A 14,348-nucleotide genomic window follows, 5' to 3' on the forward strand; every position below is an offset into this window, starting at 1 on the left:
GTGGACCGACCCTCCAGAAGCTCGACGCGGCTTGCCCGGCACCCTAGTTGGGGCTGTGCGGGTCCGTCAGCCGGACGGCGGGGTGGTCACTCGATGGAATGGCTTTGGGGAGAGATGCTGCGCGCGGGCGGGCTCGGGTGCGTACGCGGGCCGAGTGATGATCTTGGTCAGTTGACGCCATGACCACCATCCGAAGGTGGAAGCGGCCTTTCCGTCGACCGATGAAGATCACTGCAACTGCGTCGCCCGCTCGTCCGCCGCCGCCTGCTCCGCGATGTCCGTACGGTGCTGCGAACCCGCCAGGTCGATGCGCTCCACGGCCGCGTAGGCCCGAGCACGGGCCTTGGCCAGGTCCGAGCCCGTCGCCGTCACCGAGAGCACCCGGCCGCCCGCGCTCACGATGTGCCCCTCCGCGTCCCGCCGGGTGCCCGCGTGCAGGACATACGCCTTGGGCGCGTCCTTCGCCAGCACCGCGTCGAGCCCCTCGATCGGATCTCCCGTACGAGGGGACGCGGGATAGTCGTGTGCCGCCACGACAACGGTCACCGCCGCGCCGTCGCTCCAGCGCAGCGGGGGCAGCTCGGCCAGCGTGCCCGTCGCGGCGGCGTGCAGCAGGACGCCCAGCGGGGTCTTCAGCCGGGCCAGCACCGCCTGGGTCTCCGGGTCGCCGAAGCGGGCGTTGAACTCGATGACGCGCAGGCCGCGCGAGGTCAGCGCCAGCCCTGCGTAGAGCAGCCCGGAGAAGGGTGTGCCGCGCCGCCGCAGTTCGTCGACGGTCGGCTGCAGGACCGTCCGCTCTGTCTCCGCGACCAGCTTGGGGTCGGCCCAGGGGAGTGGTGAGTAGGCGCCCATGCCGCCGGTGTTGGGGCCCTCGTCGGCGTCGTAGGCGCGCTTGAAGTCCTGGGCGGGCTGGAGAGGTACGACGTGCTCTCCGTCGGTCACCGCGAAGAGCGACACCTCGGGGCCGTCCAGGAACTCCTCGATGATCACGTCCCCGCAGCTGAGCGCGTGGGCGCGGGCGGTGGCCAGGTCGTCGGTGACGACCACGCCCTTACCGGCGGCGAGACCGTCGTCCTTGACGACATAGGGCGGCCCGAAGGCGTCCAGCGCCACATCGACCTCCGCCTCGTTCGTACACACGTAGGAACGGGCGGTGGGGACCCCGGCGGCGGCCATCACCTCCTTGGCGAACGCCTTGGAGCCCTCCAGTCGCGCGGCCTCCGCCGACGGCCCGAACACGGCGATGCCCCGCGCCCGTACGGCGTCCGCGACCCCGGCCACCAAGGGCGCCTCCGGGCCGACGACGACCAGCCCGGCGTCCAGCCCGGACGCCAGCGCGGCGACGGCGGCACCGTCGAGCGGATCGACGGGGTGCAGCGTCGCCACCTCGGCGATCCCGGCGTTGCCGGGGGCGCAGTGCAGCGCGGTGACGCCGGGGTCGAGCGAGAGTGAGCGGCACAGGGCGTGTTCGCGGGCGCCGCCGCCGATGACGAGGACCTTCACGGGTGCAGCCTAACTTCCGGTGGCGACGGACTTCCCGGCCGTCCGGTCACCGGACGCTTCTCCGCCTCGCGGCTGCACGCACCCGCAGCCGCCGGTACCGCCCTCCGGCGAAGCTCAGCGTCTCGGCCACGGCCGCGGGCGGCTCGTACAGCCCGCCCACATCCGCGCCGTCTCCGGCACCGTCAGCCAGCTCGGACGGGAAGCCGCCCTCCTGAAGCATCACCCCGGTACGCCGGCGCAGTGCGGCGCGTCGCGCGTACGGGTCGAGGCCGAGCACGCGTACCCGCCCGCCGCTTGGTGCGTCCAGGCCCTCCAGCAGTTCGACCGAGGAGGTCTTGCCCGCGCCGTCGGCCCCCAGCAGTGCGAAGATTTCTTCCTCCGGCGCGGTGCAGGACACACCACGGACCGCTTCGAAATCCCTCCGCGTGGCTCCGCCTCGGGTCTTCGACTTCGATCGCATCCATACGACCAGACTTCCGGCCCGCCGGGCGTGCGGGCAGTGCGAGCTGTCACCGGCAAAAATGACACACGCCATGTGCACGTGGACGGCGGGCGGTACATGGTCAGGTCATGCTGGCATGGACACAACGAAGAAGGCCCGGTCGAATCGACCGGACCCTCTTCATACATGGAGCGGACGACGAGGTTCGAACTCGCGACCTCAACCTTGGCAAGGTTGCGCTCTACCAGCTGAGCTACGTCCGCATGCCTCCACCCGGCTTTCACCGAGTGGTGCGACAGCTACTCTACCTGATCCTGAGGACCGGTCGAGCAGATGGAGCGGGTGACAGGGATTGCACACTGCGCCTCCCCCTTGGAAAGGGGGCGCTCTACTACTGAGCTACACCCGCACGCTTCCTTCAGAGTCTCCCTTGCGGGTTTCCCTTGCGGCGTGAGCCAAACTCTAGCCGATAGCTGGGGGGTGATGGCAAGTTGGCTCCCGATCCCACCTGACCGGCCGATTCGGCGGCCCGCTCCGGCCGCCCCGGCCGCGCGGCGTACGCGCCCCCGCGACCGGAGGCTGTGGCAGGGCCGTGCCCTGCCACAGCCGCCACCCGAGGGCGGCGGCTGCGGCGGGCCGGGACCACCCGCGGTTCAGCGCGCGGAGTTGAACGCCTCGTAGACCTTCTTCGGGATACGCCCGCGCGGCGGCACCCTGAAACCGTTGGACTCGGCCCACGCGCGCACGGCGCGCGGGTCCGGTGCGACCGACGTGCGGTGATAGGTCTTGCCCGACTTCGACCGCTTGCGACCGGCCTCCACAAAAGGTTCCAATGCTCCCCGGAGTTTCTTCGCGTTCGCCGTACTGAGGTCGATCTCGTACGACCGGCCGTCCAACCCGAATGCGATCGTCTCCGTCGCGTCCCCGCCGTCGATGTCGTCGGAGAGTGAGACCACTACGCGCTGCGCCACGGATATCGGCCCTTCGGTATGGATCGCCCTGCGGGTTACCCGCCCGCGCCATGGTGACGTGGAAATATGGCGATCCGGGTGATGAGGATCAATGACATTTCTTTTGTACAGAGAGGGCAACGCTTTGCCAAGTCAAGCTATTCTAGCCCGCTCATCTTCTCGCGTCCCAAGCCGCAATCGGGACGATACTTTTTTCGCTGCCGTTTTCCCAGAGTCCGGTGCCTACGATATGTGACCGTGACGATATCTACCCGCGTAGATCCACTGGCCGGGTAGGCTGGCGACCGGAGCAGGAAGCTTCCCCGGGCTTGTCCGGTCAGTGGCCGGCAAGCCCCACCAGCACCCCACCTCACCGGGAGTACCCGTGGCTCGCGTCGTAGTCGACGTCATGCTGAAGCCGGAGATCCTCGACCCGCAGGGGCAGGCGGTGCAGCGCGCACTGCCCCGCCTGGGCTTCGAAGGCATCGCCGATGTCCGCCAGGGCAAGCGCTTCGAGCTCGAAGTGGAAGGGCCCGTCGACGACGCCCTTCTCGTCCGTGTCCGGGAGATGGCGGAGACCTTCCTCGCCAACACCGTGATCGAGGACTACACCGTCCGTCTGGAGACCGCGTCCGGGGCGGAGGCGGCCGTCTCGGGCAGCACCGGAGCCGGCGCAGCGGGCTCCGGAGCCGCGTCCGAGGGTGCGGGAGCCACGGCGTGAGCGGGGGCCTCGGCCGCATCGGGGTCGTCACCTTCCCCGGGTCGCTGGACGACCGGGACGCCCGGCGCGCCATCAGCCTCGCGGGCGGTGAGCCCGTCGCGCTCTGGCACCGGGACAAGAGCCTGCATGATGTGGACGCCGTGGTTCTGCCCGGCGGATTCTCCTACGGCGACTATCTGCGCTGCGGCGCGATCGCCCGCTTCTCCCCGGTCATGGAGACACTGATCGAACAAGCGCGCGCGGGAATGCCGGTCCTCGGCATCTGCAACGGCTTCCAGGTGCTGTGCGAATCGCATCTGCTGCCGGGCGCGCTGACCCGCAACGACCATCTGCACTTCCTCTGCCGCGATCAGCGAATGAGTGTCGAGAACGTCAACACCGCCTGGACGAGGGATTACCAGCCGGGGCAGGAGATCACTGTCCCGCTGAAGAACGGCGAGGGCGGTTATGTCGCCGACACGCGCACCCTCGACGCGCTGGAGGCCGAAGGCCGGGTCGTCTTCCGTTATGCCGGTCCGAACCCGAACGGCTCGTACCGTGGCATCGCCGGAATCAGCAACGAGGCCGGGAACGTGGTCGGCCTCATGCCGCACCCCGAGCACGCGGTCGAGGCCCTGACCGGCCCGACGACCGACGGTCTCGGATTCTTCACCTCGGTACTCAAGACCCTGGTCGTCTCATCGTGAGCGAGCGGAGCGAGCGAGCCCTCATGCACAGCCTGGACACCGTCAAGCACGCCGAGCAGACCCCGGAGACGGCCCTGCCGTGGGCCGAACTCGGCCTGAAAGAAGACGAGTACGCCCGCATCCGGGAAATCCTCGGCCGCCGCCCGACGGGTGCCGAGCTGGCGATGTACTCGGTCATGTGGTCGGAGCACTGCTCGTACAAGTCGAGCAAGGTGCATCTCAAGCAGTTCAGCGAGAAGGCCCCGCACTCCGACGCGATGCTGGTCGGCATCGGCGAGCAGGCGGGCGTGGTCGACGTCGGCCAGGGTTACGCGGTCACCTTCAAGGTGGAGTCGCACAACCACCCCTCGTACGTCGAGCCCTACCAGGGTGCGGCCACCGGCATCGGCGGCATCGTGCGCGACATCATCGCCATGGGCGCCCGGCCGGTCGCCGTGATGGACCCGCTGCGTTTCGGCGCCGCCGACCACCCGGACACCCGGCGCGTGCTGCCCGGCGTCGTCGCGGGCATCGGCGGCTACGGCAACTGCCTGGGCCTGCCCAACATCGGCGGCGAGGTCGTCTTCGACTCCTGCTACCAGGGAAACCCGTTGGTCAACGCCCTGTGCATCGGTGTGATGAAGCACGAGGACATCCATCTGGCCAAGGCGTCCGGCACCGGCAACAAGGTGGTGCTCTACGGCGCCCGCACCGGCGGCGACGGCATCGGCGGCGCGTCCATCCTCGCGTCCGAGACCTTCACGGACGAATCAGCGGGCACCAAGCCGAGCAAGCGCCCGGCGGTCCAGGTCGGTGACCCCTTCCAGGAGAAGCTGCTGATCGAGTGCACCCTGGAGGCGTTCCGGGAGCAGCTGGTCGTCGGCATCCAGGACCTGGGCGCGGCCGGCCTCTCCTGCGCCACCTCCGAGCTGGCCTCCAACGGCTCCGGCGGCATGCACGTCGATCTGGACGTCGTGCCGCTCCGTGACTCCTCGCTCTCCCCCGAGGAGATCCTGATGAGCGAGTCGCAGGAGCGCATGTGCGCCGTCCTGGAGCCTTCGAAGGTGGAGCGCTTCCTGGAGATCTGCGAGAAGTGGGACGTCACCGCCACCGTCATCGGTGAGGTCACCGACGGGGACCGGCTGGGCATCTACTGGCACGGCGAGCAGATCGTGGACGTACCGCCGCGCACCGTCGCCCACGACGGACCGGTGCTCAACCGCCCGTACGCCCGCCCGGCCTGGCAGGACGCCCTCCAGGCCGACGACCCGGCCCGGCTGCCACGGCCCGGCAGCGGCGAGGAGCTGCGGGCGGCGACGCTGGCGCTGCTCGGCTCGCCGAACCAGGCCGCCAAGTCCTGGATCACCGACCAGTACGACCGCTACGTCCTCGGTGACACGGTGCTCGCCCAGCCCGAGGACGGCGGCATGATCCGTATCGACGCCGAGACGGGCCTGGGCGTCGCCGTCGCCACCGACGGAAACGGCCGGTACGCCAAGCTCGACCCGTACGCGGGCGCGCAGCTGGCGCTGTCGGAGTCGTACCGCAATGTCGCCACCACCGGCGCGACACCGCTCGCCATCACCGACTGCCTCAACTTCGGTTCGCCGGAGGACCCGGCGGCGATGTGGCAGTTCGCGGAGGCGTGCCGGGGGCTGGCCGACGCCTGCCAGGTGCTGGGCACCCCGGTCACCGGCGGCAACGTCTCGCTCTACAACCAGACGGGCGAGATCGCTGTCCACCCGACCCCGGTGGTCGGCGTGCTCGGCGTCATCGACGACGTCACCCGCCGTACGCCGAGTGGGTTCTCTGAGGAGGGACAGCTGATCTACCTCCTCGGCGACACCCGCGAGGAGCTGGGCGGCTCGGCCTGGTCGCAGGTCGCGCACGATCACCTCGGCGGGCTGCCGCCGGCCGTGGACCTGGAGCGGGAGCGGCTGCTCGGCGAGATCCTGGTCTCCGCCTCCCGCGACGGCATGGCCGACGCGGCGCACGACCTGAGCGACGGCGGGCTGATCCAGGCCCTCGCCGAATCCTGCCTGCAGGGCGGCAAGGGCGCCCGGATCGTCGTCCCCGAAGGCATCGACCCGTTCGTGTTCCTCTTCTCCGAGTCGCAGGGCCGCGCGATCGTCGCGATCCCGCGCAGCGAGGAGGTCCGCTTCAACGACATGTGCGGTGCGCGCGGCCTCCCGGTCGCCCGGATCGGCGTGGTGGACGGCACCGAGGCGGACGGCACGGCGGCGATCGAGGTGCAGGGCCAGTTCAGCGTCCCGCTGAGTGAGCTCCGCGAAACCCACGAGCGCACGATCCCGGCGCTCCTCGCCTAACCCTTGTCCCGGGCGGACCCGGGCGGACCCGGGCGGGACCGGCGGCCCCGGTCCGCCCGGGGTACGTCGGGGGTCCCTCACTCACTTGCGCCCCGGTCACCGGCAGCAGTCGGATCATGTTCCAGGACAGCGGGGGAGCGGCCGCCTCCAGCTCGCCGTCCGCCGTCACCCTGCTGCCCTCCACCGGGCGCGGGATCACCCGGTTCGGCTCCGACTCGGAGTTCACCGCGTCGGGATCGGCGTCGGCGATCGCCAGGCGTCCGGCGACACGGTAGCCGGAGGGCAGCCCCCGCAGCGCGGCCCGCAGCGTCAGCGGCTGCGCCTGGTCGCGGTTGACGGCGAGCACGGTCAGGGCACCGCTCTCCTCGTCCCAGGTGGTCACCGAGTCGAGCGCGTCCATCTCCCCGTATTTACGGGTGTCGATGCGTGGCCCGGTCCCTTCCGTACGCAGGACGGTGCCGCGTGCGTGCCATGCCGTGAGCGCGAAGGGGTGGAAGGTGGACTGCCGCCAGGACGCGCCGCCCGGTGCCGAGGGCCACGCCGTAAACTCCCGGCATGCCGCCCGCGAACCGCAGCAAGCCGCGCACGTACGACGCCCGCCGGGTCCGTGAGGCACTCGCCGCGCAGGTGGAGGCGGTGGCTGGGGCCGCACACCGGTGCACGCCGGAGCAGCGTGCGCTGCCCTCCGGGCTCCCCGGCTGGGACGTGCACCAACTGCTCGTGCACATCGCACTCCAGATCGACGCGCTGCCCCGGCTGCTCGCCCTGCCGGAGCCTGCGGCGCGGGCGCCCGAGGTCGACCTCTCCCGGTGGGCGCGTTCCACCGCCGCCCTCGCCGCCGCCCTGGACGAGCAGACCCGGCGGGACGCGGCCGGTACGGCGGACCCGGCGGCCCGTATCGACGAGGCCGTCACCGCGCTGGAACCCGTACTGGAATCGGCGGTCCGGACCGATCTGCTGCTGCCACAGGACTTCGGCGCCATGCGCGCGCTCGACTTCACGGTCACCCGGCTCGTGGAACTGGTCGTGCACTCCGACGATCTCGCCCGCGCCACCGGGCTGGCCGTCCCGCTGGACCGGCAGGCCCTCGCCTCGACCGTACGGCTGCTCGCGGACGCCCTGGCCGCGAAGGCCCCGGGCGGCACGGTCGAGGTGCGGATCCCGCCGTTCGCCGTTACCCAGTGCATCGAGGGCCCCCGGCACACCCGCGGCACGCCGCCACACGTGGTGGAGACCAATCCGCTGACCTGGCTGCGGCTGGCGACCGGCCGCATCACCTGGGACGAAGCGCTCGCCGCCGGCACCCTCACCGCCTCCGGCGACCGCGCCAACCTCCGCCCCCACCTCCCCGTCCTCAACTGACCACGGGCTTTCCGCCCGCCCGGCGTTTGAGGGCGCCCGCACGGCAGTGCGCCCGCACGCGCACACCACAACGCCGCGTGACACCGCAGATGTGAGGCGAGCCACCCAACCCGATTCGGAGCAGCGCCACCGCAGCCCGTAGACTCGGAGACGTGCCACGTGGTGATGGACTACTCAACCACGACCTGCTCCCCGGTGAGAAAGGTCCCCAGGACGCCTGCGGCGTCTTCGGTGTCTGGGCTCCGGGAGAAGCGGTCGCGAAGCTCACCTATTTCGGTCTGTACGCGCTGCAGCACCGTGGTCAGGAGTCCGCGGGCATCGCGGTGAGCAACGGCTCGCAGATCCTCGTTTTCAAGGACATGGGCCTGGTCTCCCAGGTCTTCGACGAAACCTCGCTGGGCTCCCTGCGGGGCCACATCGCGGTCGGACACGCGCGTTACTCGACGACCGGCGCGTCCGTGTGGGAGAACGCCCAGCCCACCTTCCGTGCCACCGCGCACGGCTCCATCGCGCTGGGTCACAACGGAAACCTGGTGAACACCGTCGAGCTGGCGGAGCTGGTCGCGAGCCTCGCCGAACCGCGCAGCGGCCGTGCCACGCAGGTCGCGGCGACGAACGACACGGATCTGGTCACCGCGCTGCTGGCGTGCCAGACCGATGAGGACGGCAAGCCGCTCGGTGTCGAGGAGGCCGCGCCGCTGGTGCTTCCCAAGGTCAAGGGCGCCTTCTCGCTCACCTTCATGGACGAGCACACCCTGTACGCCGCCCGTGATCCGCAGGGCATCCGCCCGCTGGTGCTCGGACGGCTGGAGCGTGGCTGGGTCGTCGCTTCCGAGACGGCGGCGCTGGACATCTGCGGTGCCTCGTTCATCCGGGAGATCGAACCGGGCGAGATGATCGCGATCGACGAGGAGGGGCTCCGCTCCACTCGGTTCGCGGAAGCGAAGCCGAAGGGCTGCGTCTTCGAATACGTCTACCTCGCGCGCCCCGACACGGACATCGCGGGCCGCAACGTCTATCTCTCCCGCGTGGAGATGGGCCGCAAGCTGGCCGCCGAGGCGCCAGCCGAGGCCGACCTCGTCATAGCCACGCCCGAGTCCGGTACCCCGGCCGCCATCGGCTACGCCGAGGCCAGCGGGATTCCGTACGGCAGCGGGCTTGTGAAGAACTCTTACGTGGGGCGGACCTTCATCCAGCCGTCCCAGACCATCCGGCAGCTCGGCATCCGCCTCAAGCTCAATCCGCTCAAGGAGGTGATCCGGGGCAAACGGCTGGTCGTCGTCGACGACTCCATCGTTCGGGGCAACACCCAGCGCGCTCTGGTCCGGATGCTCCGCGAGGCGGGCGCTGCCGAGGTGCACGTACGCATCAGCTCGCCGCCGATCAAATGGCCCTGCTTCTTCGGTATCGACTTCGCCAACCGCGCGGAGCTGATCGCCAATGGCCTGACCGTCGAGGAGATCGGCAAGTCGCTGGACGCCGACTCGCTCTGCTACATCTCCACCGACGGCATGATCGCGGCGACCACGATCGCCAAGCCGAACCTCTGCCGGGCCTGCTTCGACGGCGAGTACCCGATGGAACTGCCCGATCCGGAGCTCAGAGGCAAGTACCTCGTGGAGTCCGAGGCAATGGAGCCGGCGAAGTCCGATGTGGATGGCCTGCCGACGCTGACCGGGGGCCCGGGCGCCGCGGACGCGCTCCGGCGCCCGTAGGCCGCAGCCCAAAGGCGGAGGCGGCGGGGGCGACAGGCCCCGTCATCGGCCACCGGGCGGGCGACGCAGGGCGGGGCGAGGGTGCCCCGGCCTGCACGGCAGGGCGACGGCGGCAATCTGCTCACACTGCCCGCCCGGCCCCGCCGCAGGGACCGCGCCGCACCCGCCTCCCTCCCGTCCCCGCGTCCAGCGCCCGTCGTCCGTTCCGTCCCCGTCTGTCCCGTCCCCGCAGTCTTCACGAGAGAGCCAGCCATGACTGAGTCCACCGCACCGGAGTCGCCCGGGGCCAGCTACGCCGCCGCCGGAGTCGACATCGAGGCGGGCGACCGCGCCGTCGTTCTGATGAAGGAGTGGGTCCGCAAGGCCCAGCGCCCCGAGTCGCTGGGCGGCCTCGGCGGCTTCGCCGGGCTCTTCGACGCCTCCGCCCTCAAGCGCTACGAGCGTCCGCTGCTCGCCTCCGCCACGGACGGGGTCGGCACCAAGGTCGCCGTGGCGCAGCGGATGGACATCCACGACTCCATCGGCCACGACCTGGTCGCCATGGTCGTCGACGACCTGGTCGTCTGCGGGGCCGAGCCGCTGTTCATGACCGACTACATCTGTGTCGGGAAGGTGCGCCCGGAGCGGGTCGCCCAGATCGTGAAGGGCATCGCCGAGGGCTGTGTGCTGGCCGGCTGCGCTCTGGTGGGCGGGGAGACCGCCGAGCACCCGGGCCTGCTCGGACCGGACGAGTACGACGTCGCCGGTGCGGGCACCGGCGTCGTCGAGGCGGACGCGGTGCTGGGCGCGGATCGCATCCGTACGGGTGACGCGATCATCGCGATGGAGTCCTCCGGCCTTCACTCCAATGGGTATTCACTCGTCCGCCAGGTCTTCCTGGAGCGCGCGGGCTGGGCGCTGGACCGCCGGGTCGAGGAGTTCGGGCGGACGCTCGGTGAGGAGCTGCTGGAGCCCACCAAGATCTACTCGCTGGACTGCCTGGCACTGGCCCGTACGACTGAGGTGCACGCCTTCTCGCACATCACCGGCGGCGGTCTGGCCAACAACCTCGCCCGGGTCGTGCCGGACGGCCTGCACGCCCGGGTCGACCGCTCCACCTGGATGCCGGGCCCGGTTTTCGGCCTGGTCGGCGAGTTGGGGCGGGTGGCGCGTCCGGAGCTGGAGAAGACGCTGAACATGGGCGTCGGCATGATCGCGGTGGTGCCGCAGGATTCGGTGGCGACGGCCCTGCACACGCTGGGCGAGCGCGGGGTCGGGGCCTGGGTGGCAGGCGAGATCACCGAGCGCGGCGAGGGCGGCCCGGCAGTGACCCTCACCGGGGACCATGCGGGCTGAGAAACGGCAAGGCCGTGTTTCCCGGACCGCCGCGAGCCCGCGGCGGTCCGGGAAACACGCCCTGGTACAGGCCCCGGGGCCTCTGGCCCCGGCTCCAGGTGCCGGTGCAGCACAGAACCCGGTCCGGCGGATGCCGGACCGGGCCGATGCCTTGGCTCGTCGCGTCAGGCGCGACGTTGTCGCGATGCCGAGTCGGACGACTCTTCGTCCTCCTCTTCATCGCTGTTGTACAGATCCGCGTACTGTGCGTACGGGTCGTCATCCAGCTCATCGTCTTCGACCAGCTCACCAATCGGCGGCTCGTTCGACGGCGATGCGCCCAGCTCTTCAGCCAGGCGCGACAGATCCGTCCCGCCGCTGTTGTACTTCAGCTGGCGGGCGACCTTTGTCTGCTTGGCCTTGGCCCGGCCGCGCCCCATGGCTCGACCCCCTCAACGACGGGGCTCGACGGCCCCAGAGTCTTGACACGCGTTCATGTTTCCGACCGGACGTGCGGACTCTCGACAGAGAGACCGGTCCGTAGGTCTTCAACGGTACCTGCTTCCGCCGCCGGGCGGTACGTCACCCACACGACACGGCAGGTCGCCGTTGCGTCCCTCGACCAATTCTTCGCTGGTCAATCGCGATTTTACCTTCTGCACATCGGGAGACCCGCCGGGGGGTGGGTGACGAGGCTCTCGTGCTGTGCGGTGCCTTCCTGCGGCCGCCGCACGGGGCTTCACGACCGTGCGTGCGGGCGGGATCACCGTCCGCACGCACCGTCTGCTGCCGCGCGCCTTCCTCACGTGCCCCTCCGGGCGGATGCTCCGGAGGGGCACGTGAGGACGCTGTCCGGGACGCCCAGAGGGACGCTGAGACAGACGCTGCGTTACCGGGCGTCCGCCATCCGCTGCTCCGCGATGCGGTCGGCGGCCACGGCCGGCGGCACGCCGTCTGACTGCGCGCGTTCGAATATGGCCAGGGTGGTGTCCTGGATCAGCGTCGCCTTTGCCTTGGCACGTGCGAAGTCGAAGCCGTGCAGCTCGTCCGCGACCTGGATCACGCCGCCCGCGTTGACGACATAGTCGGGCGCGTAGAGGATGCCCCGGTCGGAGAGGTCCTTCTCCACACCGGGGTGCGCCAGCTGGTTGTTCGCGGCCCCGCAGACGACCTTCGCGGTCAGGGCTCGCGCCGTCTCGTCGTCCAGCGCTCCGCCCAGCGCGCAGGGGGCGTACACGTCCAGGCCGGTGGTCCGGATCAGCGCGTCCGTGTCGGCGGCCACGGCGACCTCCGGGTGCGTGGCGAGCACCCGCTCGACCGACTCCTGCCGGACGTCGGTGATCACGACCTCCGCGCCGTCCTCCAGCAGATGGGTCACCAGGTGGTGGCCGACCTTGCCGACCCCGGACACCCCGACCTTGCGCCCGCGCAGCGTGGAGGCGCCCCACAGGTGCCGGGCGCTGGCCCGCATGCCCTGGAAGACGCCGAACGCGGTCAGCACGGAGGAGTCGCCCGCGCCGCCGTTCTCGGGCGAGCGCCCGGTGGTCCACTGGCAGGTGCGCGAGACGACGTCCATGTCCCGTACGTAGGTGCCGACGTCGCAGGCCGTCACGTAGCGCCCGCCCAGCGAGGCCACGAAGCGCCCGTAGGCGAGCAGCAGCTCCTCGGACTTGAGCGTGTCCGGGTCGCCGATGATCACGGCCTTGCCGCCGCCGTGGTCGAGCCCGGCGAGTGCGTTCTTGTACGACATGCCGCGGGCGAGGTTGAGCGCGTCGTGGACGGCTTCCTCGTCGCTCGCGTAGGCGTGGAAGCGGGTGCCGCCGAGGGCGGGGCCCAGCGCGGTGGAGTGGATGGCGATCACCGCGCGCAGGCCGCTCTCGCGGTCCTGGCAGAGCATTACCTGCTCGTGGCCGCCCTGCTCGGTCCGGAAGAGGGTGTGCAGGGCGGTATGCGCGGTACTCGCGGTGTTCGGGGTCTGCGGGACGCCGTCGGCGGGCCCTGTGGTCCCGGAGCTCCCGTCGGCGCTGACGGGGGAGGGACGTACCTCAGTCACGGTGGTGACTCCTGTAAGTCGCGTTGGACGCCCCGCGCCGCACGTCCGCTTGTGGCGGTGCCCGGCGGCAGGGCCTTGTGGCCATGAGGGTAGACCCGTGGTGCGGGCCGGATCGTCACAGTGCCACGATCTGGGTAGGCAATTTTCCGTCCCGGTCGTACCGGGGCGGGAGGACGGAGGAGTGGGCGTGGGGCAGAGCCCGGCGGCAGCCATCCCGTACGCGGCGTACCTGCGGGTGTACGAGCCGCTGGCGGCGTTCCCGGAGCCCGAGCGCGCCCACTGGGCCCGGTATGCGAAGCGGGACCGGCTCCCGACCGCGCAGGACGAGCTGCGCCGCGCCCTCGCGGACCTGCTGCCGGTGCCGCCCGTGGTGGTGCCCGTGCGGGAGAGCGCGGACGCCTTCGTCGCCGAGATCGACGGCGTCACCTGCGTCTGCCCCTGGCGCACCCGGCTGCGGGGCTGGCAGGCGCTCTCCGCGCTCTCCCATTCGGCGGGCGGCGCTGAGCTGGACATGCCGGGTACGGTCCTGGACGCGGCACTGCCGCCGGTCGTACGGCGCCAGGCCACCGCGGACTACGAGGAGTGGCGCGAGCGGAACCCGGACGCCCGGCCGTGGATCCGTACGGCGCTGTGGCATGTGCCGGTGCGCTGGTTCGTTCTCTGCGCCGATGCGGAAAGGGAGTTTGCGAAGCGGGAAAGCGGTGAGGAGAGTGATCAGCAGTCCCTTCTCCGCTACCGCACACCGATGGTCCAGGCGCGCCGACGAGTCGCGCGAGGGCTGAAGGTGCTGCGCGAGGAGCTGGAGGAGGGGCCGCTCGTCGAGGGTCTGGTGGATGTGGGGCGGTGGCTGGAGGAATTCCATCCGCGGTCCCTCGTCGAACTGGACTATGGCGGTCTCGCCCATGTGATTCCCGAGGAACAGCTGGCCGAGGACCATTCCGCGGCGGATGTGGCGGAGGGCATCACCGCGCTGCGTGAGGGTGACGCGGAGCGGGCCGGCGAGGCGTATGAGCGGCTGACGGACCGTTGGCGGGCGGTGCGCGAACTGCAGTTCGCGAACTGATCCGCGGCCGGGTGGGGGCGTGTAAGCGTGTCCGGGGGACGTATGCGATGAACCGGACCATTGGTTCAACTTCCGCTCAAGCGTGACGGACAGCACGTTTCAGGCCCTTGCACTCAGAGCTACCCCTCATGTCAAAATAGGACAAGGAGTCCGGAGGGGTTCCTTCCGTCCCTGAAAGGGCGGATAGTTCACTTAGTTCAACTCGTTCGGTATTGCGCTTCTTGTGGGGTCTG

Annotated in this window: 12 protein-coding genes, 2 tRNA genes and 1 pseudogene; 7 read left to right on the forward strand and 8 right to left on the reverse strand. The window is 70.6% G+C overall.

Annotation, left to right across the window (positions count from 1 at the left end):
- Nucleotides 1-228 precede the first annotated feature (228 nt).
- The 5 genes and pseudogenes from purD to LHJ74_RS05945 all read right to left on the reverse strand — a co-directional run bounded on the left by purD (nucleotide 229) and on the right by LHJ74_RS05945 (nucleotide 2,916).
- A complete protein-coding gene (gene purD / locus LHJ74_RS05925) occupies nucleotides 229-1,503 on the reverse strand; it encodes a phosphoribosylamine--glycine ligase (protein ID WP_260216438.1) in 1,275 nt (424 codons plus the stop codon).
- Between the two features lie 129 nt (nucleotides 1,504-1,632).
- Nucleotides 1,633-1,967: pseudogene (locus tag LHJ74_RS05930) on the reverse strand (ATP-binding cassette domain-containing protein); the annotation flags it as partial.
- A 165-nt stretch (nucleotides 1,968-2,132) separates the two neighbouring features.
- A tRNA-Gly gene (locus tag LHJ74_RS05935) sits at nucleotides 2,133-2,208 on the reverse strand.
- Nucleotides 2,209-2,279: 71 nt separating this feature from the next.
- Nucleotides 2,280-2,354 (reverse strand) — tRNA-Gly (locus LHJ74_RS05940).
- 244 nt (nucleotides 2,355-2,598) lie between these two features.
- Nucleotides 2,599-2,916, reverse strand: a complete 318-nt coding sequence (locus tag LHJ74_RS05945; protein WP_260216439.1) for a histone-like nucleoid-structuring protein Lsr2 — start codon at nucleotides 2,914-2,916, stop codon at nucleotides 2,599-2,601.
- 364 nt (nucleotides 2,917-3,280) lie between these two features.
- Here LHJ74_RS05945 and purS point away from each other — a divergent pair, with 364 nt between their 5' ends.
- From purS to purL, 3 genes are read left to right on the forward strand one after another with little or no spacing between them, the layout of a single operon-like run.
- Nucleotides 3,281-3,616 (forward strand): phosphoribosylformylglycinamidine synthase subunit PurS, encoded by a 336-nt coding sequence (gene purS, locus LHJ74_RS05950; RefSeq protein WP_260216440.1) that lies wholly within the window; start codon nucleotides 3,281-3,283, stop codon nucleotides 3,614-3,616.
- A complete protein-coding gene (purQ, locus tag LHJ74_RS05955; protein ID WP_260216441.1) occupies nucleotides 3,613-4,302 on the forward strand; it encodes a phosphoribosylformylglycinamidine synthase subunit PurQ in 690 nt (229 codons plus the stop codon). Before purS ends, purQ begins: the two co-directional genes overlap by 4 nt.
- Before the next feature lie 23 nt (nucleotides 4,303-4,325).
- Complete coding sequence (gene purL / locus LHJ74_RS05960; RefSeq protein ID WP_260216442.1) at nucleotides 4,326-6,608, forward strand: phosphoribosylformylglycinamidine synthase subunit PurL; 2,283 nt, start codon at nucleotides 4,326-4,328, stop codon at nucleotides 6,606-6,608.
- On the opposite strand, the gene LHJ74_RS05965 is transcribed toward purL, so the two are convergent.
- Nucleotides 6,544-7,260: an alpha-L-arabinofuranosidase C-terminal domain-containing protein gene (locus LHJ74_RS05965; protein WP_311203261.1), complete on the reverse strand. Its 717-nt coding sequence runs from the start codon at nucleotides 7,258-7,260 to the stop codon at nucleotides 6,544-6,546. The genes purL and LHJ74_RS05965 overlap by 65 nt on opposite strands.
- Between LHJ74_RS05965 and LHJ74_RS05970 the strand changes: the two genes are divergently transcribed.
- The 3 genes from LHJ74_RS05970 (at nucleotide 7,164) to purM (ending at nucleotide 11,020) form a co-directional block, all read left to right on the forward strand.
- Nucleotides 7,164-7,970 (forward strand): maleylpyruvate isomerase family mycothiol-dependent enzyme, encoded by an 807-nt coding sequence (locus LHJ74_RS05970; RefSeq protein WP_260216444.1) that lies wholly within the window; start codon nucleotides 7,164-7,166, stop codon nucleotides 7,968-7,970. The genes LHJ74_RS05965 and LHJ74_RS05970 overlap by 97 nt on opposite strands.
- Nucleotides 7,971-8,122: 152 nt before the next feature.
- Entirely contained in the window at nucleotides 8,123-9,685 is a 1,563-nt protein-coding gene (purF, locus tag LHJ74_RS05975; RefSeq protein WP_260216445.1) for an amidophosphoribosyltransferase, read from the forward strand.
- Nucleotides 9,686-9,937: 252 nt separating this feature from the next.
- Nucleotides 9,938-11,020 (forward strand): phosphoribosylformylglycinamidine cyclo-ligase, encoded by a 1,083-nt coding sequence (gene purM, locus LHJ74_RS05980; protein WP_260216446.1) that lies wholly within the window; start codon nucleotides 9,938-9,940, stop codon nucleotides 11,018-11,020.
- Nucleotides 11,021-11,184: 164 nt separating this feature from the next.
- On the opposite strand, the gene LHJ74_RS05985 is transcribed toward purM, so the two are convergent.
- Nucleotides 11,185-11,439 (reverse strand): DUF3073 domain-containing protein, encoded by a 255-nt coding sequence (locus tag LHJ74_RS05985; protein ID WP_260216447.1) that lies wholly within the window; start codon nucleotides 11,437-11,439, stop codon nucleotides 11,185-11,187.
- Nucleotides 11,440-11,888: 449 nt separating this feature from the next.
- Nucleotides 11,889-12,896: a Leu/Phe/Val dehydrogenase gene (locus tag LHJ74_RS05990; protein WP_260216567.1), complete on the reverse strand. Its 1,008-nt coding sequence runs from the start codon at nucleotides 12,894-12,896 to the stop codon at nucleotides 11,889-11,891.
- 343 nt (nucleotides 12,897-13,239) lie between these two features.
- Between LHJ74_RS05990 and LHJ74_RS05995 the strand changes: the two genes are divergently transcribed.
- Entirely contained in the window at nucleotides 13,240-14,115 is an 876-nt protein-coding gene (locus LHJ74_RS05995) for a DUF8083 family protein (protein ID WP_260216448.1), read from the forward strand.
- Nucleotides 14,116-14,348: the final 233 nt, after the last annotated feature.

It is taken from the genome of Streptomyces gossypii, assembly GCF_025165795.1.
In the GTDB taxonomy this organism is placed as follows: Bacteria; Actinomycetota; Actinomycetes; order Streptomycetales; family Streptomycetaceae; genus Streptomyces; species Streptomyces gossypii.